Below are 20476 nucleotides of genomic sequence, written 5' to 3' on the forward strand. Positions count from 1 at the left end.
AGGTCGTAGGGATTAAGTCTTCTAATTCATATAACAATTAGTAATAAAGATGGTTTTCCATAAATTTGAATAATGTTATTATGTCTTAATGACTCAACCGAGGTAAATTATGACAACAATTAAAGTGACACCTGAACAACTTATAACTGTCTCTAAGAAATTTGAGCTTGCGCAGCAAACGGCGATGCAAATGAATAGTCAGTTATCGCAGCAAATTTCGTTTATGGAACGATTTTGGGAGGGGATAACAAAGGAGCAATTCTATTATAGTTTCCAAACATCTCAGAAGAATATGGCTGACTTTGTTACACTAACAGATTCGATTGCTAGAGAACTACGGCAGCATGCAAATAAATTTAGATTAGCAGATATGATGGAGAATGGGAATCTAGACCCAGGTTGCTTGCCACCTCCACCGAATACTTGCGCAGTTCCTGTTGCAGATACACGAAATGCGCTCCAGAAATCGGCGGATAGCTTAACGGAGCTTGGTCAGGATTTTGTAGCAGCTAATTCAGAACGATATGAGAAAAAATTTGATTCAGTATGGAGCTTCCTAGATTATATGTCGTACGGCATTCCAAAGGGAATGTATCAAGGGTACATGGAACGGGCAGCTAAACAAAACGATTCATGGAATGACATGCTCAATTTCGGTACATTTGGAGTATCGGGCATGATTCAGGGAGCATTTAATCCCACAAATGCATGGTCAAAAGAACATATGGCAAATTTGATTGGTACGGCTAGTTTGATGATAGGTTCTACGACAACTAAAGCGCTGATTAAGCCCAAGAATATTTTGGAGGGATCTGTTAAGTATGAAGGTGCTAAAAGTACAAATATTTTAAAAGAAAGCGAACAGCACCCTACTTTTAACACAGAGACAAGAGATGGAAAAGGCTTTACTGGTGCTGGCTCAAAGGATTATGATACATTTGCAGAAGCAGAGTACCAATCAATAAGAAAATTAAAGATGAAGGATATTGAGGAGGTTGCTCGTAATACAAGTCTTAGTATTGATGAAATAAGAACTATGAAAAAGCATTTATTTTTTGGTAAGCATGAAGTACCTCAACCGGGAGGAATAGAATTTAGGCTTGAACGATTTACTGCTGATGATGAGATTGCTTTTGCATGGAAAACAGCCCAAAAAGGAGAGTTATCTCCTGAACAAAAAACATGGTTCAAGCAATTGGCTGAACATGAGCTAACAGAACGTAAATTAATGGCAGAAGGGCAGAAGTACCGCACGCTTGAATCTTGGAATCAAGAAAAGGGAACCTACGAAGGTTATCCGCCCGGTGCTCACGAAAATGCCCCTTCTCAACCCAATAAATCCTTTCCAGGCTATGAAGATTATTACTTTAAAAATATGTTTAAATAAGCGAGGTTAAACCATTTGGGAAGAATACTTAATCAAGCTGTAGAGCGTTTGTCTTCAATTCATTTTGAAAGTTTAGGGGATCAGCTGTGTGATTCACACCATATTTTGGTAAGTGAATATTTCAGAAGAGTCAATGCATTTATAGAATCTGCATCTGTTTCTGTCGATAAGTATCCCATATTTAGTATCGCTAGTGTGCTTGGAAAAACAGTTAACCTTGATATATCTAAAGTGTGCCCCAAACTTGAAAAGCTAGAGAACATATATATCAAAGCTTTGAGTTACTGTTACTTGGAAATTTCCGCATTAGCTGATCAAGGGATCAAAGAAGCATTAGACCATGTAGATTTGTATGAACCGATAATTAAATTCCTTGAAAGGGGGGGGAGTTTTTATATACGTCATGGTGAAATGCTTGTGGGTAAGTCCGCTTATCCTTTGAACTATTGGCGTAATTTAAACATTCCTATTAATGATATTAGTGATAAAGCTTTGAATAATTTAGATAGTGAATGTAAATGAAATAGATGTGAAAATATTCATTAACTGAAATAAGCGAAGCCAGAACGTAAACAAAATGCGTTCTGGCTTTTTTTGTGAATCTAAGTATACCAAAGCACTTTCAAACGTATAACAAACCCATCTTTTTTAGCTATTGAGTAAAGCTGGTTGGGGAACCACACGTACATTTCATTGATGGAATGTTAGTGTTCTAAATTCTTATATGGTAAAAACTAAATATTCATCCCTCTTTGTTATAGGAAATTCTTCATTTCATTAAATGCTAACTCCCTGTGACCTGCTTGGCAATGTTGCTCACCACCTGTTTCTTGTAATGAACGCAACATTGATTAATTCTTGTTGGATTTGAGCGAGTCGGCTAATAGGTACGTATTGATCATCTTCTCCAGCTAGTAAAAGAACATCTTGATTAATGAATGCTCCAATGCCTTGCATTGTGTGCTTTTCGAAATTTTTAATGAGATCAAAAGGCGTTACTTCACCGGTGTTTTCCATCCCTTTGGTAATCTTCCAATGCAAATCAATATTGTGAGTCATCATCTGTTCGAATAATGTATTCACTTGATCTACTTCATTATGATCGACTAGCTGTATCATACTCTGATACGTTTCTTCTGGCATCCCCATTTTTAAGGCATCTAAGCCACAATAGAAAATGTTAAAAGCAACTACTTTATCGATTCTCTTTTCGAAGGCTGCTGCACGCATAGCTAAATATCCTCCCCAAGAAGCACCTACGACTAACACGATCTAATTTGAAATAATCAATCACCGTTGATATGGGCTTTTCCCAGTAATGAATGAATTTTAGGCCGTTTTTTAAAGCAGTTCCTTGGCCAGGGCCATCGAATACAATAATATTGTAATCAATTCCCTTCATAAATCTCATCATTTTAAGCATCTCTTCCATGTAAGAATCATACCCACCAAAGACAAGTAATGTCTTCGTAGCTCCAGGCACCAACAATTTTACAGCAGGAAGATAGGAATCTTCATAAGGAATCTTGTAGGATTTATAATCAAAATCATGAAAGCCTTTATAGAATGTTTCTCTATATTTTTGATAAATTTTTTCTTTATTGGGGTCTGTGGTTGCAAGATAAAATTCTGCAGCTTGATAGTAGACTGAGGCTAAATCATAGTCCTTGCTGTCTTCGCGTTTCTTTGCAAAATTGAGCCAAGCTTCATACCAGCTATGGGTGTCGTTTAATTTCGGAATCATTTTTTCCAAGTCAGCTTGTGCTCGATCATCTTCTTGATAATAATCATTGATAAAACGATTAATTTGAAGATTGAACTGTTCGTTATTGACATAGGATTTAAACATATACTGTCCTCCTTCAATTTGGGTATGTGCTTACTATAGAGTATAGTTACTACATAAAAAATAATTAGTATCGCATAATCTGTAAGATATCTTACACGGTATATATAAAGTGTTCGAAAACTTACACATAAGGAGCAAGTGGTTAAATGAATGAAGATATCAGAATTTATAAAACAAAAATAGCTATTGAGCGAGCTTTCATTGAATTACTCCAACAACATAATTTTAAAGATATTACGATCAAAAAAATCTGTGATCAATCTCTTATCGGACGTTCTACCTTTTATAGTCATTATTTGGATAAGTACGACTTACTAGAAAAAGTAGTTAAACAGTATGCTTCTGATTTTAAAGTTGAAATTGGGCAGCGTTTTAATTCCACGGAAGATGGCAAGGTGGCAAACGCCATAGAACTTGTAACCGATAATATGATTAAAAATAAGCTCGAAATTTCAACATTGTTAACCGTTCATGAAGTATCCGCTGATTTACGTAAAGAATTTGAACAAATTTTGTTTCGGACTTGTTTAGATTATTTAAAGCAACAGAATTCTTCAACTTCGATCGCATTGGAGTATTTAGCTGAACTATATGCTGCTAACTCAATGACGTCTATTCAGTGGGTTTTGAAAAATGGTAAAGATACTAACATCATTCTTCTTTTAGATCAAATGCAAGCATACATTTTTAATCAGTTAAAGTCTGATCTATATACATATGGGTTGCAGGAATAAACAATGAAGATCTATTTTGTGAAATGCAAAATAACACTTTGTTAAAGTTCAATCGCGAATTAACAAAGTGTTATTTTAAATAATCTTCTCGTTCACAACATCGTTTCACCAAAAGGCAGCTTGCTGGAACTTTAACTTAATAATCCTTGGGTAAGTCCTAATATCTGATCATTCACATGTACATTACTTAATCCCCCGTGATAACAAACTACGGATGCAATGTCGAGATCTAAATACTTTTTCAATGAGAGATGAGCTGCATCCATATCCGGTGTGGTCGGGACATGAATTCCCCCGAGAATCCCGTTAACACTGTACATCGAATCCCCGGCAATAAGAGTCTTACTTTGCATTAAATAAAGGCTGATATGACCAGGGGTATGCCCAGGCGTATGGATGACTCGAATTCTGCCGCAAAACGGCAGTTCCTGACCATCTATTAAGGTATCGTCCACTTTGCCCTTCGGGGGATTCTCAAGGTGACTATCTTTTAAAAGGGGGATATCCCCCTGAATATACGGCTTATCTAGTTCGTGTGCATAGACTTTGATATGATGGCCACACTCCTGCAAAATCTCAGGAAGACAACCTATATGATCCACATCTTGATGCGTCAAAATCACAACTTTTAGTTTGTCAAACGACACACCTACCTTTTCCATAGCCTCGCGTAAATCTTCCATTTGCCCAGGGAATCCTGTGTCTATTAAAACAGCGGTTTCTTGATCCCACAAAAGAATGGGGTGAATCATATTCCCATGAAAATCTAGCTGAAGCATTTCTACTCCCTGTGAAATTTTCAAAATATCGGGCCTCCGTAAAATGAAATTGCCACCCCATGCTAAAATAGGTTCAAGGGGCGAATCCAACTCTGTGGCGTTGCCGTTCCTTAATGTCAATGGATACGGTGCGAATGGATGTAATAGGAATAACAAGCGTCTGATATTGCGTAAGGTATTTAACGAACTTGTCGTCAATCTGATCCAGTACCCCGTCGCATACATGGGTCCCATCTATAAAATGAATAGTTACTTCCTCGCCTTGTAAGCTTGCTAACATGATATCACCTCGTATTATTTCTTGAAGTTTCTTGCAGATCATTAGGTTTTGAGCATACTCTACAAAGAAGTTATCACTTGATCAATAACACCATATTCCAGTGCCTCCTGAGCGGACATGTAAAAGTCCCGGTCCATATCTTTTTCGACTTTTTCAAAAGATTGCCCGGTCCGTTCAGCTGTGATACGGGTTGCCTTTTCACGAGTCCATAAAATTCGTTTTGCGCTGATTGCAATATCGCTGGCCTGACCTTGTGCGCCCCCGTGCGGCTGATGGATCATTATTTCACTGTTCGGCAACGCCGAACGTTTCCCTTTGGCGCCCGCTAGCAACAGGATCGCGCCAAACGAAGCAGCGAATCCCGTACATATCGTGTGTACATTGGGTTTGATGTACTGCATCGTATCATAAATGGCAAATCCTGCGGAAGTAGAGCCACCCGGGCTGTTGATATACATGTAAATTTCTTTTTCCGGATCTTCTGCCGCCAGGAACAATAATTGAGCAATAATACTGTTAGCCAAATGATCATCGATGGTTGCCCCGACAAACACAATACGATCCTTTAAGAGTCTGGAATAGATATCGTACGATCTTTCACCTTGAGCGGTTTGCTCGACAACATAAGGAACATAAACACTCATTCTGATACCCCCAATTTCCCTGTTTTCAGTTGATTTCTCCTTGTAAACGAACCGAGGTCGTAAAAAGATACGGAGGTTTCAATGGGAAAACGATTTGCGTAAACGGTGTAACTTTTACAACCACTTGTTCGTTTACATTCGAGGTACAAATGGCTTTGCTCTAGGAAAGGGCAGAATAAGACTGTGGAGGAGAGGACCTATGCGCATAGATGATTCTATACAAATGACAGATAATACAATAAACATCGAGAACTTGGAGGAATTACAGGCGGTCCTGAAACGTTACTGTCTGTCGCTTACGAAATCAAATTGGGATGCGGAAGAACTGGCTCAGGAAACTTGGATAAAAGCATTAGGTAAGTTAAATAGCTTCGAGCATACAAACCCCAAAGCACTTTTGCTACGAATTGCTAAGAACACCTGGATTGATGATATACGGAGAAAAGCAGTCTACACTCGAATATTGAATAGGGAACAAGCGAAAGTAACTGTACCGGATCATGGATCTTTTGAAATAGAGATAGCGTTGCAGTCCTTAATGAAACATTTATCTCCGCTTCAGAGAACTGTTTTTTTGCTGCGAGATGTGTTTGGATATTCGATTAGCGAGACATCCGACATGCTCGAAACAACGGAGGGAGCGGTAAAAGTTGCACTCCACCGGGCACGAAAATCGCTTGAAGCAGTCAAGGAGGATCTCCTCAAAGGAGAGTTATCCTTACCGGAAAGTGAAAACTCGAAGACTTTTCTAAGGGCGTTGACGGCGGCATATCAGATGGGAGATATTGCAGCAATGGTTATGCTCTCACATCAGGATGAAATGGAGCCGGACGTGGTGATCGGAATCGTCAATCATAAGCTGCACCGGAGTCTCGCGTTAGTAAAACAAACGGATTCCCATACCATGAGTATGATAGCGGCGTAGTTTGCGAAGAGAAATGCGGGGCTGATCATAGTGGTTGTTTCTGACCCGGGGGTAGTGTCAGCTTCGCTAGTACTACCCCGTGTAGATCAAGAGGGTACTAGCGCATAGGACAAGCACATTGCGAATTTGTCTAGCAAAGCCACCTACCTAAACGAAATGAGTGTAATATTCCAAACGTACTTTTATTAATAACGATGCAAGAAGCCATCAACTAATTTGGCGTTTGTCATCTGAATTACGGACTGATTTTCCAGTTCCTCGGCCATATCATCATCCGTCATGGACACGAAAAAAATAATATCTTCTTTGGATTGGCCACATTGATTAAAAAGTACATCGTCTGTTTCCTTAACTACCTTGGCCATAATTTTTATCATTTCATCTTTATAGTTAAACACATTTTCGGTTGCATACAGAAATTTGCTAATATGATTGAGATGTGTTGTATCGCCATATTGATATTCGCTTAATCCCCATCTATAATAATTTTCATCTTCCTTGCTGTTGCACAGGTCTTGGGCTTTCATGTTTGTGATATGTCTAACAAGTGATTCCTCCGTATTAACAGCAAGAAACAAGGTGATAAAATCGCTGTCTGTGCCAAAAGCACAAGTGTAAACCTGCTCATTCTTCACTTCTTCCAGTATGCTTTTAAGATCATCCAAAAATCCTGCCCTAAATCTTTCCTCAAATTCATTTAGAAAATTGTTCATCTGGTTCATATACTCCTTTATCAGTTTTATACTTGCTTAGAAAACCCTTTTATTTGTTTTAAAAAAGTTGTTATAATTGTTAGATCAGTGTGTAGAGATATTGGTACTAGTTTTAATGACCAAAAATATATGTCGCATGATACGTCTACCATCTGAAATATTTTTATTTCGGAGGGAAACAATATGTATAAGGAAGAAAGACTGCCTCAAAACGCAAAAGAAGGTATATTATTTTTATTGATTATTTCAATTATTTCAGTAAACACGATCGCCCCCATTATTATGGGATTGGAACGAGGCTTTAGTAAAGAAAACTATTTAGAAACGCTAAAGATTATTCCGTTTATGTGGATTATCGTTGTTTTGTTAGTAAGATTGGTTGCAGGACCGTTAGTGGGTAAAGTGATACCCAAATTCGTAGGACAAACAGATGGATTTAATGCTAGAGTTTTATTGAATACATTATTGAATGTTACAGTCTTATCTATGCTTCTAACCATTATAGGAACTTGGGTTGGTACGAAACAAATAAGCCTAGAACCTTTTCAGAACTTCTTTCACAGTTTTTTTTAGAAATTTTGGTGTAGCATTTTGGATTGAGCTATTGGTCGCTCAGCCAATAGCAAGATTTGCAATGAAAAAAATACACGTAAGACAGGCTAGCAAAGCAGAGAGTGTAAATCCGTAACACGATACCAAAGGCATAATAAAAAAACGTATAACAACGTGGTTTTTCGTAAATCGGTAAGTTACAAACCATATAAAACAAGCGCTGGTCCCAAGCTGGAACCGGCGCTTTTTCGCGTTTCGGATTACGAACTTTCGTCAGGCCAAGGAGGGCGGGTTGGCGACTTATTTCCTAAAATGACGCATTGCTGTCCGTTCTCCTCTATTCTTACTGGGCCGTTAAAATCAGTGGTCCGTCCGTAGTAACTGCGATCGTATGCTCATATTGCGCCGACAACTTGCCGTCGGCCGTTCTCGCCGTCCACTGATCGTCGTCGATCGTGATACGGAACGTACCTTCGTTGAGCATCGGTTCAATCGTAAACACCATGCCTTCCTTTAACCGAATGCCTTTGCCGGCTACGCCGATATGCTCGTAGCTCGGCTCCTCGTGCAGGCTCCGCCCGATCCCATGCGCCAGCAGATCGCGTACGACTGAATACCCGTTGGCTTCCGCATGTTGTTGAATCGCCGACGTTATGTCGCCGAGCCGGCCCCCCGGGAGTGCCCGGGCGATCCCCATATCCAAGCATTCCTTTGTCACCTTCATTAATTTTTGCGCTTCCGGCCGGATATTGCCCACTGCATAGCACCAGCACGAATCGCCAAACCATCCACCGTATTCCACGACGATGTCGAGCTTCAGCAAGTCGCCGTCCATAAGCGCCTGGTTCGAAGGAATGCCGTGGGCCACCACATCGTTGACCGAAATGCAGGTTTCGGCGGGGAAACCGTTGTACCCTTTCGTAAACTGCTTGCCACCCAGCTTGGTGATGTGTCTGGCAACAAAGTCATTGATTTCCCGGGTGGTGATCCCAGGCTCGATCAGTTTGGCCACCTCGCGGTAGCAGTCCGCAACGATTTGGCTCGCCGGCTTCATCTCTTCGATTTCCCTAGGTGATTTTAAAATGATCATTTTTGTCTATTCGCTCCTTATCAATTCTATAATTTTAAAAACCGGACGATATCTTCGGCCTCTTCGTGCAGCTTTCCGCGGCGAAGCGAAAGCGACGCGCAGCCGACCAAGGCGGCCAGCAGCATTTCCGCGCGCTGTAGCCGATACGGTGGCTCAGCCGCGTTTCCGCCGGAAGCGGCAGCCCCGTCCGCCGCACGACCGGTTTCCAGCAGCGCGGCAAGCGGCGCGAGCACCTCCCGGCGAAAGGCAGCCGAGAGTGGGGCAGAGCGCGCTTCAGGCAGCGAGGCAAAGCCCTCACCGGCCAGCTTATGCAGCAGGTACAAGGCGTGGTCCTCCGCCCAAAGCTGCAGCAGCCGAATGCCGGCGACGGCGACGGAGTCAAGCTCTGTGGAAGCAGCCGTTTCGCGGCTGCTGCTTTGGGAATCCGCGGCAGCCGAGTTACCGGTGTCCGCCGCAGCAACCAAGCCGAAATGCCCGCCTGCCGGCGCCTCCCCCGAAGCCGAAGCGCGTGGGGCCTCCAGCCATCCCCCGGCCCGCTCCAACGCGTCCCACAGCAGATCGTGGAGCAAATTACCCTTGTTGCTGTAATAATGGTATACCGTGCCATAGCCGAGTCCCGCCTGCACGGCCACATCGCGGATTTCCAGTAAAGGCCCTTTATTTAAAAACACATCGGCAGCGGCTTTTCGGATTTGCGCCAGACGCCGCAGCCGGATCTCTTCGTTTTGTTCCTTCGTACGTGGAGACATCTCGTCCGTTCACCTCTTTTATTTTTGACCTACTCTTATGTCAATATAAAACATCGGCTTGCGAATAACAAGAGTCGGGCAAACAAAAGTCCCGGCAACACCTCATAAACGAATGAAGATCAGTTATATATCAGCTCAATTTTAATGGTTTGATTGTACTGATATCATTTAGCTGGTCCCAGGTGAGCAGAAGTTATGCTATACTTGCGAAGTAAAAGGGGGTGCCTACTGATGGAGAATCTATTGGGATTGTCTGTGACTTCTTACACTCATGCAAAGCCAATTATTGGGAAAGCGTTACTTTGTATGGGGCGAAACAATTTTTAACGCTACAAGCTTTTTTAATATTTTTGGCTTTGCACCTTATTTTAAAGAATCCAAATAAGGGGCGAGCAAAATTGAGATATACGAATGCTACAAAAGTTTTACCTCAAAAACTAATTATGGAAATCCAAAAATATGTTCAAGGAGAGACGCTGTATATTCCTAAGCCAAAAACGGAATATATGGATTGGGGAAGTTTGAGTGGCGGGAGAAGGTTGCTTGAACAGCGAAATGCTGCAATCAGAAATGCTTTTCAAAATAGCAGCAGTATCGAGCAATTAGCTACGGAGTTTTTCCTCTCTACCGAAACCATTAAGAAAATTGTGTATTCACATAAAAATACCTAGTTTGCAAAGTGGCGTGGTGCTATACTCGCGTCAATGAATTTATTTTTGGCCTCATAACATGGTGAGCTTAGGGCGTGACCGGATGATCGTGGTGAAAAATCAATCCGGTCACGTCTTTTTGTTTGGCAAAAGGTTTGATATGTGTTCGCATTTCATTTTCTCTCTTGAGCTTTTTTACATACCGTTCTTGATCCCAAAATTCCGTTCACCCTCCCCGATGATCCAACAGACCCATTCTATTTCAAAGGCTGTACTCCATTTTTCATTATTGTTTTTATGCCAAAAATGATTCTAAATCGTTGTTTTCATTTATTAAGCTTATTTTAATCTTTAAAATATGAATATAAACAACAGCAACAATTAAAGGGAAAAATGTATTGATTCATTGTCTTAAAACAAGAAAGTGAGGAAACGATTACTATGGGAGAGCAAAAAAGTAGAAGTAGACATCTGATTGATCCGGAAATTATCAGTGCAGTTGATTTAATACCAACAACCGATCTTACCGAATCTACACTAATGGAAGCACGTAAAAATCAATCTCAAATGATGCAACAAATAGATGTAACGCAGATGTTCCCTATTACATTAGAAAAAAAGGTTGTGCCAAGTTACTTTAGTGGTCCAGATATTCAAATAGAAATCATTAAGCCCAAACATTCAAAGCATCATAAGATGCCTCTATATTATTCGATACACGGAGGCGGGATGGTCTTAGGAAGTCCAGTCGTGGATCGTCCTGCTAATGCATCTCTTGCTGCACAACATGGTTTCTGTTGTGTATCCGTGTACTATCGCCTAGCACCAGAGCATGTGCAGCCAAGTCAGTTACAGGATTGTTATTCGGGCCTAAAATGGTGTATTGAACATGCGGAAGAGTTAGGGATAGATACTCAGAAAGTTGCCGTAGGGGGCAGCAGCGCTGGCGGCGGTCTGGCGGCTGGCCTAGCCTTGTACATTCGTGATCAGAAGGAATTCGAAATCCATCATCTAAGATTGATGAGGCCAATGCTAGACGATCGGACAAGTACCGCACCAGAGCATCCATACGCAGGAGAGTTTATTTGGACAAAACAAAGTAATTATTTTGGCTGGAAATCTGTATTGGGGGAAGAACCGGGTCAAGAGGAGGTAAATGAGTATTATGCGCCGGCCCGTGCTAAGTCATTGGCCGGGTTACCACCGACTTATATAAATATAGGTACCATTGATTTATTCATTGATGAAGCATTGGTTTTTGCCAAACAACTGGCTTTTGATGGAGTCTTAGTGGAATTACATGTCTATCCCGGGTACCATCATATGTCTCCTGCGTTTCCGGATGCACATTTTTCAAAAGAAGGGGCCAGAACAAGTGAATACGCCTTACTGAAAGCGCTGGAGATCTTTGATATAAATTCTAATGAGTATAATGCTAAACGCTAATAAGGTACGACTGCAGTATATAAAGCACTGATGAAGAATATCCATCAGTGCTTTTTCATACCTACTTATGATCTGAATAAACAATTTATGGATAGATTCGGTTGAGAGTCATTGATACTTCTTAACAATGTAGTAATTCTAATCTGATATCATCTTTTTTTCATCTCTTCCGACTTTTACCACCCATTTAGGGTAAAATAGTACCAAGCATAAAATCCAACAACGGAAGTGGTGATGTCCCATGACAACGAGCAGCAAACCGAATAGACTATCCAAGGAAAAATCACCGTATTTGCTACAGCATGCTCACAATCCGGTAAATTGGTTCCCTTGGTCAGATGAGGCTTTTGAAATTGCTAAACGTGATAACAAGCCTATTTTCCTATCTGTTGGCTATTCCACTTGCCATTGGTGCCATGTAATGGGGAGAGAATCTTTCGAGGATGAAGAAGTGGCTGAGGTATTAAACAGGGATTACGTATCCATTAAGGTGGATCGTGAAGAACGTCCAGATGTGGATCATATCTATATGTCCATCTGCCAGACGATGACAGGGCATGGAGGCTGGCCACTGACAATATTGATGACGCCGGATCAGAAGCCTTTTTTTGCGGGGACGTATTTGCCCAAGGAGCAAAAGTATGGCCGTGTCGGACTGTTGGAGCTGCTGAACAAGGTGGGCGCCCGGTGGAAAGAACAGCCCGAAGAGCTGGTGGAGCTGAGTGAGCAGGTGCTTACCGAGCATGAGCGGCAGGACTTGCTTGCAGGTTATCGCGGTGAACTGGATGAACAGAGCTTGAATAAAGCTTTCCATGAATACAGCCACACCTTCGATAAGGAATATGGCGGCTTCGGGGAAGCTCCTAAGTTTCCTTCTCCGCATAACCTGTCTTTTCTGCTGCGATATGCACAGCATACGGGGAATCAACAGGCACTGGAAATGGCAGAGAAAACGCTAGATGCGATGTCCCGTGGAGGAATCTACGACCACGTAGGCATGGGGTTCTCACGATACTCCGTGGACGAGAAATGGTTGGTGCCGCATTTTGAAAAAATGCTGTATGACAATGCTCTGTTGGCCATCGCGTATACAGAAGCTTGGCAGGTGACAGGCAAGGAACTGTACCGACGGATTACAGAACAAATCTTTACATATATCGCAAGAGACATGACGGATGCAGGGGGTGCCTTTTATTCGGCGGAGGATGCGGATTCCGAAGGAGAAGAGGGGAGATTCTATGTCTGGGACCACTCTGAGGTAAGGGCTATACTAGGCGATGAGGATGCCGCCTTTTTCAACGATTTGTATGGGATTACACCTTACGGAAATTTTGAAGGCCACAACATTCCAAACCTGATTGATATCAATCTGGAAGCCTATCGGATCAAGCATGACTTGACTGAGCAGGAACTGGAGCAGCGGGTTAGTGAGCTACGCGCCAAGCTGTTTGCTGCCAGAAAGCAGCGGGTTCATCCTCATAAGGATGACAAGATTTTGACCTCGTGGAACGGGTTGATGATTGCTGCTCTTGCGAAGGCGGGACAAGCTTTTGGAGACACAAGATATACAGAGCAAGCTCGGAAGGCTGAGACGTTTTTGTGGAACCATTTGAGACAGGAGAATGGACGGCTGTTGGCACGTTATCGGGACGGAGAAGCAGCTTATCCCGGTTATGTAGATGATTATGCTTTTTATGTGTGGGGCTTGATCGAGCTGTACCAGGCGACCTTCGATATAGAGTATCTGCAACGGGCGTTGACGCTCAATCAAAATATGATCGACTTATTCTGGGATGAGGAACGGGACGGATTATTCTTTTATGGGTCAGATAGTGAGCAGCTAATTGCCAAGCCTAAAGAAATCTATGACGGTGCGATTCCGTCGGGTAACAGCATTGCGGCTCATAATTTTGTGCGGCTTGCACGGCTAACGGGTGAATCCCGATTGGAGAATTATGCAGCCAAGCAGTTTAAGGCTTTTGGCGGCATGGTTGCTCATTACCCGTCAGGCTGCTCAGCCTTGCTCAGCGCGTTGTTGTATGCAACAGGAACGACAAAAGAGATTGTGATTGTAGGTCATAGGGACGATCCACAGACCGTACAGTTCATTCAGGCGATTCGAGCGGGGTTCAGGCCGAATACGGTCGTTATTCTGAAGGATGAAGGACAGTCGGAGATTGCAGAGACAGTTTCCTATATCCGTGATTACAATCTTGTGGAAGGCAAACCAGCTGTATACGTGTGTGAGCATTTTACCTGTCAGGCACCTGTTACCAGGCTTGAAGATCTGAAGGTGTTGTTGGATTGAACTGAATAAAGCGATCAAACCTAATCCCCTCGGGGGTAGTAAGCATAAGGTGATTTTCGAAAATAACCCTATGTTTGCTACCTTCAAGGGGATTATTTTCATATTAAGAGGTAGGTATAGTGAGATGAAACTAATATTTTCTTAACATATGCTACGCATTTTTTTTAATATTTTTTAGGTATATTATATCAAAGAACCGGTTCCGACCAGCCTTGCTGTTTTCGAAAATAAGTACATATACCTATTTAACTAGCGTGTTTATATCTTTTATGTCCAAGCGTTTTAGCAGCAGATGTGAAAAATGTGAAAGAGAGTCTGTCGGGTGATTGTCGTCATCGGCAAGACGAAGAGATTCGCCATAGGTTAGGAAATCCAGGAAATGAAATGGAGATGTTTATTAATGAAGAAGTTATCGGGAAAAAAGTGGCTAGTCGCAAGGATGCTCAGCAAAAATTTTAAAACGAAGCTAATGGTCGCCTTTATTGCATTTCTGATTTTACCGTCCATGATCGTGGGGGCTTTGTCGTTTATAAGCGCGAGTCAGCAGATTCGAAAACAGATTGAAGAAAGTGCCGAGCAGGCTATCATCCGCACTAATTTTATTATTGATAGTACTATTGAACCCAAGGTACATGACGCAGAATATTTTGCAGAAAGACTAAAAGGCAATCGGGTAGAGACGGAGGAACAAGAGGCCAAACTGGAAGAGTTTTTCAAGCAATATGCTGCACTTCATCCTGAAGCAGAATCCATCTCTTATGGTACGAAGGACGGTAAATTTACAACCTATCCACAGAAGCAATTACCGGATAATTATGATCCACGAGTCAGACCTTGGTACGATAAAGCGATAAAGGAGCAAGCAAAGACAGCGATTAGTTCTCCCTATCTTTCGGCAAGCTCGAAGCAAATGACGGTTACGGTGTCCAAGGCAACGTTAGATGGATCGGGTGTTATTGGCATTGACCTGAAAATAAGTGGTATTAAAGAGACGTTGAACAATATTAAAGTAGGTCATGAGGGTTATGCTATATTGCTAGACAGCAACCATACTTACATTGTACATCCGACGAAGGAAGCAGGCACCAAAATTACAGATATTGAATCACGCATGTTTCAGAGCGATACTGGTGAATACGAGTATGAGTATGAAGGACAGCCCAAATATATGAACTATGCGACTAACAAGCTAACTGGCTGGAAGATAGGCGGAACGCTATATTTGTCTGAAGTCGATGAGGCAGCAGGACCGATTTTGATCAGCACTTTACTAACCATCATCGGTTGTCTTGTGATTGGTATTATCATCGTTTATTTCCTGATCCGTTCCATCATCAAACCGATTTTAAAGTTAAAAGAACAAGCGGTAAATGTGAGCGCCGGAGATCTGACACAGGACATTCAAGTAAAGAGCGAGGACGAGATCGGAGAATTAGGAGTGGCTTTTCAAAATATGCAGAATAACTTGCGATCTGTCATTCAGAACGTAGGGAACAGTGCAGATCATGTGGCAATTTCTTCGAATGAACTGACAATAAGCGCGGAACAAACCAGTGCTGCAAGTGAGCAGGTGTCCCAGGCTGTGCAAGAAATAGCCAGTGGTGCAGAGAAGCAGACTACAGGGCTGGAAAATAATTCGGTGGCCCTCGATGAAATTGCACAAGGAATCACCCAAATCGCTGAACGCTCGATTTCGGTAGCCGATTTGGCCAAACGATCTGCCTTGCAAGCCGAGGAAGGACGAAAGTCTGTTGAGCAGACAGGTGAGCAAATGAATTCCATTCATCAATCAGTAGAGCGTTCCAACCAGATGATTCAAACCTTGCAAGCCCGCTCTCATGAAATCGGTGAAATTACGAAGGTTATCGGCGATATCTCCAATCAGACAAACCTGCTGGCATTGAATGCAGCTATTGAGGCAGCCAGAGCGGGTGATCATGGAAAAGGCTTTGCCGTCGTTGCTGATGAGGTGCGCAAGCTGGCAGAGCAGTCTCAGACATCCGCCACACAGATTGCCACCTTGATTGCCGAAATTCAGCATGAAACCGAAACAACAGTGAAGACGATGGACAGGGTTACGACTGAGGTGCAGGATGGACTGCAGATTTCCAAAGCAACCATTGTCAAGTTGGGTCATGCGATGGAAGGCATTCGAGAGACAACACCTCAGGTAGAGGAGGTCGCTGCGATTGCACAGCAAATATCAGCCAGTGTACAAGAGATTGCAGCGACAGCCAACGAACTTGCGACGATTGCAACCGGTAATGCCGCCACATCTGAGGAAGTTGCCGCCTCCTCACAAGAGCAGCTGGCTTCCATGGAGGAAATATCAGCTTCTGCACAGTTGCTTTCAACCATGGCTACTGATTTGAAGGTGATGATCAGTCGTTTCAAATATTAAAACGAGCTTGAACCCTATGGAATCTATAGTACAATGAATGCTCGGGACAGTTCTTTAAGCCTTATGGCATAAGGAATCTGTCCTGAGTTTTTTATATTTTCGATTTATTGTACAAAACATGGAAGATTATAAGGGGGCGAACACTTGGTTCGAGATTTAATGCTATGTGCTATCGTGATATTATTGTTAGTTTTGGTTTTTCAGCGTCAGCTTGTTCGTCAGACGATCGCAGGTGTATTTTATGGAGTGGCAGGAATTCTGCTCTTATGTATTGGTATAAGTGATAAAACACTGCTGACCTGCTTGCTGGAGCTAGGGATTGGTCTAATGTTCATGACTCTGTTTGTGCACACTTTAACCACCGCTAAGTATACATATGGACAACGTTTGTTAAACAAAGACCGTGATCTGCTGAATTTACTTCGGGTCCAACCGGGTTTTACCTTCAGGCTGGAGAAAAGTGGTGATGAATTTTATTATAAGCTGCTTGAAGGGGAATTGCTGAAGCGCGTAGGTCTGAATCTGCAAGTCAACTACAACAAAAGGGAGCATGTGAAGCGTCTCGGGGACATATTGGAGCTTTCCTCTGAAACGATGGAGCAGCTTAGTCAATACTACAAGCAAGCCTGGTTTGGTGATCGAGCCGTATTTGAATTGGAGTTTTGGGAATATTCGGCTCTCATTACCTTACATCCGGTTAAGGAGGACGGGATTACTAGGTATGTTATCGGTCACGTGTTGGATATTACGGAGTACAAAGCTTCAGAGCAGAAGAGAAAGGAGATGGACGAAGCTAACCATGCGAAAAGCATCTTCTTGGCTCATATGAGTCACGAAATCCGCACCCCGCTGAATGGAATCATCGGTCTGTCAAAGCTATTGAATAAGACTGAACTGACTGCCGTTCAAAGAGATTACCTCCACAAGCTTCTTGCCTCCTCGCGTACCCTTTCATCCATGCTCAGTAACGTATTGGATTTTTCCAAAATGGAAGCCGGCAGTCTGGAACTGGAAAAGGTAGAATTTGAGCCGGAAAAAATGCTTCGGCATCTCGCAGATACCGTTGGAACTTTGCTGGAAGGTAAGGAAATAGAGATCGTATTTATAACGGACCTGGCGTTACCGAAAAGGTTTAAGGGAGATCCGCTTCGAATGGAGCAGGTGCTTTCAAATCTTTTGACCAACGCTATCAAGTTTACGGATCAGGGACATGTATTGTTACAGGTGAAAATGCTCAGTCAGCAGGGCGGACGAGTAGGCGTTTCTTTTATGGTAGAAGATACGGGAATAGGAATTTCCGAGAAGTGTATGGACAAGCTATTCGTCCCTTTTATCCAGGCGAGTACCTCAACCAGCCGCAGATATGGGGGCTCTGGGCTGGGTTTGGCCATCAGCAAGCATTTGGCTGAAGCTATGGGCGGGAAAGTAGAAGTGAAAAGCCGATTAGGAGAGTACAGTCAATTTTACTTTAATGTCGAGTTGGATACCGGGGAATTGAATGCGGGAAGCACACAAATAGAAAAACAAATCAAAGGCAAAGCCTTAATTGTTGCGCAGCATGAACTGGTGAGGTACAGTTTGAACGAATTACTGCAAGATTTGGGGCTAAAACCATTCACTATTTCATCCTTCCAAGAAAGTATGGACGCTTTTCAAAAGGGTGAGCATTTTGATTTTGTTATCATTGATATGGGGATGGAAGGTTTTAGAGAACTGGACTCCCGGAGGCAATGGCTTCAAATGCTGGATAGGCAGATAACTCAGATCATTGGACTTACAACCGTGTTTCAGATGGAAACCATAGCTGATGGGGACATGGATCATAGGATAGATGCCTTTTTGTCCAAGCCCGTTACCCGGAACGCTCTGCTGGAGGTTCTCTGCTGGAAGAAGGAACAGTCAGTGCCTGCAGATGGTAATACTCTGGAGACTCATATGACCATGAGTTCCCGCAATGAGGTGGGGGATACAACACAGAATTATCAAATTCTCATAGCAGAGGATAACGAAATTAACCAGGTGGTGATTACCGAGTTTTTAGCAGAGCGTAACTTTGAGGTAACGATGGTCACGAACGGAAGAGAACTAATAGCGTTACTGGAACTGCGTTACTGGGATATGGTGTTGCTTGATCTGCATATGCCAGAGATGGATGGTTTTGAGACGGCGAGACATATTCGGAGAAACAAAGCTTTTAACAGGCTTCCCATTATCGCTTTTACCGCTGATGCTGTGCAGCATGAACAGGAAGTTTGTCTTCGTGCCGGTATTAATGCCGTGCTTCTCAAGCCTATCCATGAACTGACCGCTGCTAGAGTGTTAACTAGTTGGATTAACTTAGCATGGCTGCAAGATTTACATGGTATTTACGCAGATCAGGCGATAGCCGCTATGGATGGCAAGGTGTACATTTTTCAATTTGCCCTTTATAAATGGATTCAAGAATACCAGCATCTTGATAAGAGAGTACTGAAAAAAATGGGCAATGGGCAGTTATCTTCTGCTCTTCGATTAATCCACTCGCTTAAGGGAGGAACGGGGAATCTATGCGCGCCAGAGCTGCTGGCAAAGGTGATAGACCTGGAAAAGGCATTGAAGCGCAGCAATGAAACCTCAACAGGTGAACTGTATCCGGACTGGAAAGAGCAACTCAGTACGGTTCAGAAGGAGATTAATCAGATCAAGTCATCACTTCCCTGGAGCTGACCGTATTATTGCATAAATTTGTAGCCGATTCCCCAGATGGTCTTGATCAATTGCGGTTTCTTAGGGTCTTTTTCAATTTTTCTGCGTAAATGGTTAATATGTACGTCCACAGCCCTCTCATTAATAAAGGAGTCTGTGCCACGGAGAGCTTGAATCAAAGCATACCTGCTGAATACAATTCCCCGGTTCAAATAAAAAAGCTTCATGAGCTCAAATTCTGAATATGTTGTCTCCACATTCTGTCCGTTAACGGTAATCATTCTTTTCGCTAGATCCAAAGTAATGCCCGTTTCAGGTTCAGGTGCTCTGCCTCTTCCTTGCAAGCGTGTGATTTCAATACGACGGAAAAGAGCCTCCATCCGTGCTTTTAGCTCTTGCATACTAAAAGGCTTGCAAATATAATCATCTGCTCCCAACGTAAGTGTACGAATGCGCTCTGATATGTTGTTTTCTGTAGAAATCACGATGATGGGCACGTCCGTATGCTTGCGTATCAGTGGGCAGGGATTTATTCCATCCAAATCTGGAAGCAACAGATCCAACAAAATAATATCGGGCTGTACGATCTCAAGCCTAGCAATACCCTCAGACGCTTGTTCCACTCGAGTAACATTGTAGTCTTCTCCTGTTAAATACAAGGAAAGGGTATCTCCCAGCATATTGTCATCTTCAATAATTAAAACATTAGACATGATCATATTTCCTTATCTTTCTATCAAATTCGAGCGAAATAGTTAGGATAACTGCAATGTTTACAACAAGTTTTTGGCAGGTCCTGTTGATAGAGTAAACTCCTTTGGACAGTCTGTCAAAAGATCAGGCTTGTTGTGGCAATCCTGTGGACAAATAGTCCAGATGTATATCTATTTGATATAGAAATGTACTATTTTTGAGATTTATTTCTATAATTCGACATTTTTCGTTTTCTTATAACAATATACTACAAGTCGTTGATGATAAATTACAAAAAATTAACAAAACATCTCAGAAACATGCATTGACTTAAATGAAAATTATGGTATTTTATTACATAGGAGTTGACATCCTCTGATAGGCCTCTTAGAGAAAAACCCACTATTTAATCTTCTACTAACTTACTCTCAATGTGCTATCTCTGTATTTAATTTTCGTACTTTAATTGTTCTTGCGATCATACTTATGATTCTTTGGTGTGGATATCCCATTGTGAATTCAGACTGTCTACTCTTTTAGATTACATATTTACATTTTTTTGCTTTCCATGCTTGTATTTTTTAAAATCAG

At 42.3% G+C, this 20476-nt stretch carries 16 protein-coding genes and 2 pseudogenes; 10 read left to right on the forward strand and 8 right to left on the reverse strand.

Going from position 1 to position 20476, the window contains the following annotated elements; translation table 11 throughout:
• The first annotated feature begins 109 nt into the window (after positions 1 to 109).
• Both WA407_RS23250 and WA407_RS23255 read left to right on the forward strand, forming a co-directional pair.
• Entirely contained in the window at positions 110 to 1387 is a 1278-nt protein-coding gene (locus tag WA407_RS23250) for a WXG100 family type VII secretion target (RefSeq protein WP_336078491.1), read from the forward strand.
• 15 nt (positions 1388 to 1402) lie between these two features.
• Positions 1403 to 1909, forward strand: a complete 507-nt coding sequence (locus tag WA407_RS23255; RefSeq protein ID WP_336078493.1) for a hypothetical protein — start codon at positions 1403 to 1405, stop codon at positions 1907 to 1909.
• 233 nt (positions 1910 to 2142) lie between these two features.
• Here the strand turns inward: WA407_RS23255 and WA407_RS23260 are convergent.
• Positions 2143 to 3236 (reverse strand): annotated as a pseudogene (locus WA407_RS23260) (alpha/beta fold hydrolase).
• A 146-nt stretch (positions 3237 to 3382) separates the two neighbouring features.
• On the opposite strand from WA407_RS23260, the gene WA407_RS23265 reads away from it, so the two are divergent.
• Positions 3383 to 3970 (forward strand): TetR/AcrR family transcriptional regulator, encoded by a 588-nt coding sequence (locus WA407_RS23265; protein ID WP_336078494.1) that lies wholly within the window; start codon positions 3383 to 3385, stop codon positions 3968 to 3970.
• Positions 3971 to 4101: 131 nt separating this feature from the next.
• On the opposite strand, the gene WA407_RS23270 is transcribed toward WA407_RS23265, so the two are convergent.
• From WA407_RS23270 to clpP, 3 genes are read right to left on the reverse strand one after another with little or no spacing between them, the layout of a single operon-like run.
• Complete coding sequence (locus WA407_RS23270) at positions 4102 to 4773, reverse strand: MBL fold metallo-hydrolase (protein WP_336078495.1); 672 nt, start codon at positions 4771 to 4773, stop codon at positions 4102 to 4104.
• 49 nt (positions 4774 to 4822) lie between these two features.
• Positions 4823 to 5029, reverse strand: a complete 207-nt coding sequence (locus WA407_RS23275) for a hypothetical protein (protein WP_336078496.1) — start codon at positions 5027 to 5029, stop codon at positions 4823 to 4825.
• A gap of 59 nt (positions 5030 to 5088) precedes the next feature.
• Complete coding sequence (gene clpP / locus WA407_RS23280; RefSeq protein ID WP_336078497.1) at positions 5089 to 5673, reverse strand: ATP-dependent Clp endopeptidase proteolytic subunit ClpP; 585 nt, start codon at positions 5671 to 5673, stop codon at positions 5089 to 5091.
• A 223-nt stretch (positions 5674 to 5896) separates the two neighbouring features.
• Here clpP and WA407_RS23285 point away from each other — a divergent pair, with 223 nt between their 5' ends.
• Positions 5897 to 6598 (forward strand): RNA polymerase sigma factor, encoded by a 702-nt coding sequence (locus WA407_RS23285; protein ID WP_336078498.1) that lies wholly within the window; start codon positions 5897 to 5899, stop codon positions 6596 to 6598.
• Between the two features lie 185 nt (positions 6599 to 6783).
• Here WA407_RS23285 and WA407_RS23290 read toward each other — a convergent pair whose 3' ends face one another.
• The gene (locus WA407_RS23290) at positions 6784 to 7311 is read right to left on the reverse strand and encodes a DUF4303 domain-containing protein (protein ID WP_336078499.1); all 528 of its coding nucleotides are present in this window, start codon (positions 7309 to 7311) and stop codon (positions 6784 to 6786) included.
• A 183-nt stretch (positions 7312 to 7494) separates the two neighbouring features.
• On the opposite strand from WA407_RS23290, the pseudogene WA407_RS23295 reads away from it, so the two are divergent.
• Positions 7495 to 7999, forward strand: a pseudogene (locus tag WA407_RS23295) (hypothetical protein).
• 207 nt (positions 8000 to 8206) lie between these two features.
• On the opposite strand, the gene map reads toward WA407_RS23295, so the two are convergent.
• Together map and WA407_RS23305 are read right to left on the reverse strand one after the other, a co-directional pair.
• Positions 8207 to 8953, reverse strand: a complete 747-nt coding sequence (map, locus tag WA407_RS23300) for a type I methionyl aminopeptidase (RefSeq protein WP_336078500.1) — start codon at positions 8951 to 8953, stop codon at positions 8207 to 8209.
• Positions 8954 to 8979: 26 nt separating this feature from the next.
• Positions 8980 to 9702 (reverse strand): TetR/AcrR family transcriptional regulator, encoded by a 723-nt coding sequence (locus WA407_RS23305; RefSeq protein WP_336078501.1) that lies wholly within the window; start codon positions 9700 to 9702, stop codon positions 8980 to 8982.
• A 398-nt stretch (positions 9703 to 10100) separates the two neighbouring features.
• Between WA407_RS23305 and WA407_RS23310 the strand changes: the two genes are divergently transcribed.
• The 5 genes from WA407_RS23310 (at position 10101) to WA407_RS23330 (ending at position 19213) form a co-directional block, all read left to right on the forward strand.
• A complete protein-coding gene (locus tag WA407_RS23310; RefSeq protein ID WP_061831680.1) occupies positions 10101 to 10373 on the forward strand; it encodes a CD3324 family protein in 273 nt (90 codons plus the stop codon).
• 420 nt (positions 10374 to 10793) lie between these two features.
• Positions 10794 to 11798, forward strand: coding sequence for an alpha/beta hydrolase fold domain-containing protein (locus WA407_RS23315; RefSeq protein ID WP_250268261.1), 1005 nt, complete (start codon positions 10794 to 10796; stop codon positions 11796 to 11798).
• 241 nt (positions 11799 to 12039) lie between these two features.
• Entirely contained in the window at positions 12040 to 14106 is a 2067-nt protein-coding gene (locus WA407_RS23320; RefSeq protein ID WP_336078502.1) for a thioredoxin domain-containing protein, read from the forward strand.
• 400 nt (positions 14107 to 14506) lie between these two features.
• Entirely contained in the window at positions 14507 to 16507 is a 2001-nt protein-coding gene (locus tag WA407_RS23325; protein ID WP_336078503.1) for a methyl-accepting chemotaxis protein, read from the forward strand.
• Between the two features lie 144 nt (positions 16508 to 16651).
• Positions 16652 to 19213, forward strand: a complete 2562-nt coding sequence (locus tag WA407_RS23330) for a hybrid sensor histidine kinase/response regulator (protein ID WP_336078504.1) — start codon at positions 16652 to 16654, stop codon at positions 19211 to 19213.
• 5 nt (positions 19214 to 19218) lie between these two features.
• Here WA407_RS23330 and WA407_RS23335 read toward each other — a convergent pair whose 3' ends face one another.
• A complete protein-coding gene (locus WA407_RS23335) occupies positions 19219 to 19905 on the reverse strand; it encodes a response regulator transcription factor (protein ID WP_061831656.1) in 687 nt (228 codons plus the stop codon).
• Between the last annotated feature and the right edge of the window lie 571 nt (positions 19906 to 20476).

The sequence above is a fragment of the Paenibacillus sp. 203 genome (genome assembly GCF_037027525.1).
Lineage (GTDB): Bacteria > Bacillota > Bacilli > Paenibacillales > Paenibacillaceae > Paenibacillus > Paenibacillus polymyxa_B.

Excerpts from the sequence above, each read along its gene's own strand:
- WA407_RS23250 (WP_336078491.1), top strand. The coding sequence starts at position 110 with ATGACAACAATTAAAGTGACACCTGAACAACTTATAACTGTCTCTAAG.
- WA407_RS23265 (WP_336078494.1), top strand. The coding sequence starts at position 3,383 with ATGAATGAAGATATCAGAATTTATAAAACAAAAATAGCTATTGAGCGA.
- WA407_RS23275 (WP_336078496.1), bottom strand. The coding sequence starts at position 5,029 with ATGTTAGCAAGCTTACAAGGCGAGGAAGTAACTATTCATTTTATAGAT.
- clpP (WP_336078497.1), bottom strand. The coding sequence starts at position 5,673 with ATGAGTGTTTATGTTCCTTATGTTGTCGAGCAAACCGCTCAAGGTGAA.
- WA407_RS23285 (WP_336078498.1), top strand. The coding sequence starts at position 5,897 with ATGACAGATAATACAATAAACATCGAGAACTTGGAGGAATTACAGGCG.
- WA407_RS23290 (WP_336078499.1), bottom strand. The coding sequence starts at position 7,311 with ATGAACAATTTTCTAAATGAATTTGAGGAAAGATTTAGGGCAGGATTT.
- map (WP_336078500.1), bottom strand. The coding sequence starts at position 8,953 with ATGATCATTTTAAAATCACCTAGGGAAATCGAAGAGATGAAGCCGGCG.
- WA407_RS23305 (WP_336078501.1), bottom strand. The coding sequence starts at position 9,702 with ATGTCTCCACGTACGAAGGAACAAAACGAAGAGATCCGGCTGCGGCGT.
- WA407_RS23315 (WP_250268261.1), top strand. The coding sequence starts at position 10,794 with ATGGGAGAGCAAAAAAGTAGAAGTAGACATCTGATTGATCCGGAAATT.
- WA407_RS23320 (WP_336078502.1), top strand. The coding sequence starts at position 12,040 with ATGACAACGAGCAGCAAACCGAATAGACTATCCAAGGAAAAATCACCG.
- WA407_RS23325 (WP_336078503.1), top strand. The coding sequence starts at position 14,507 with ATGAAGAAGTTATCGGGAAAAAAGTGGCTAGTCGCAAGGATGCTCAGC.
- WA407_RS23335 (WP_061831656.1), bottom strand. The coding sequence starts at position 19,905 with ATGTCTAATGTTTTAATTATTGAAGATGACAATATGCTGGGAGATACC.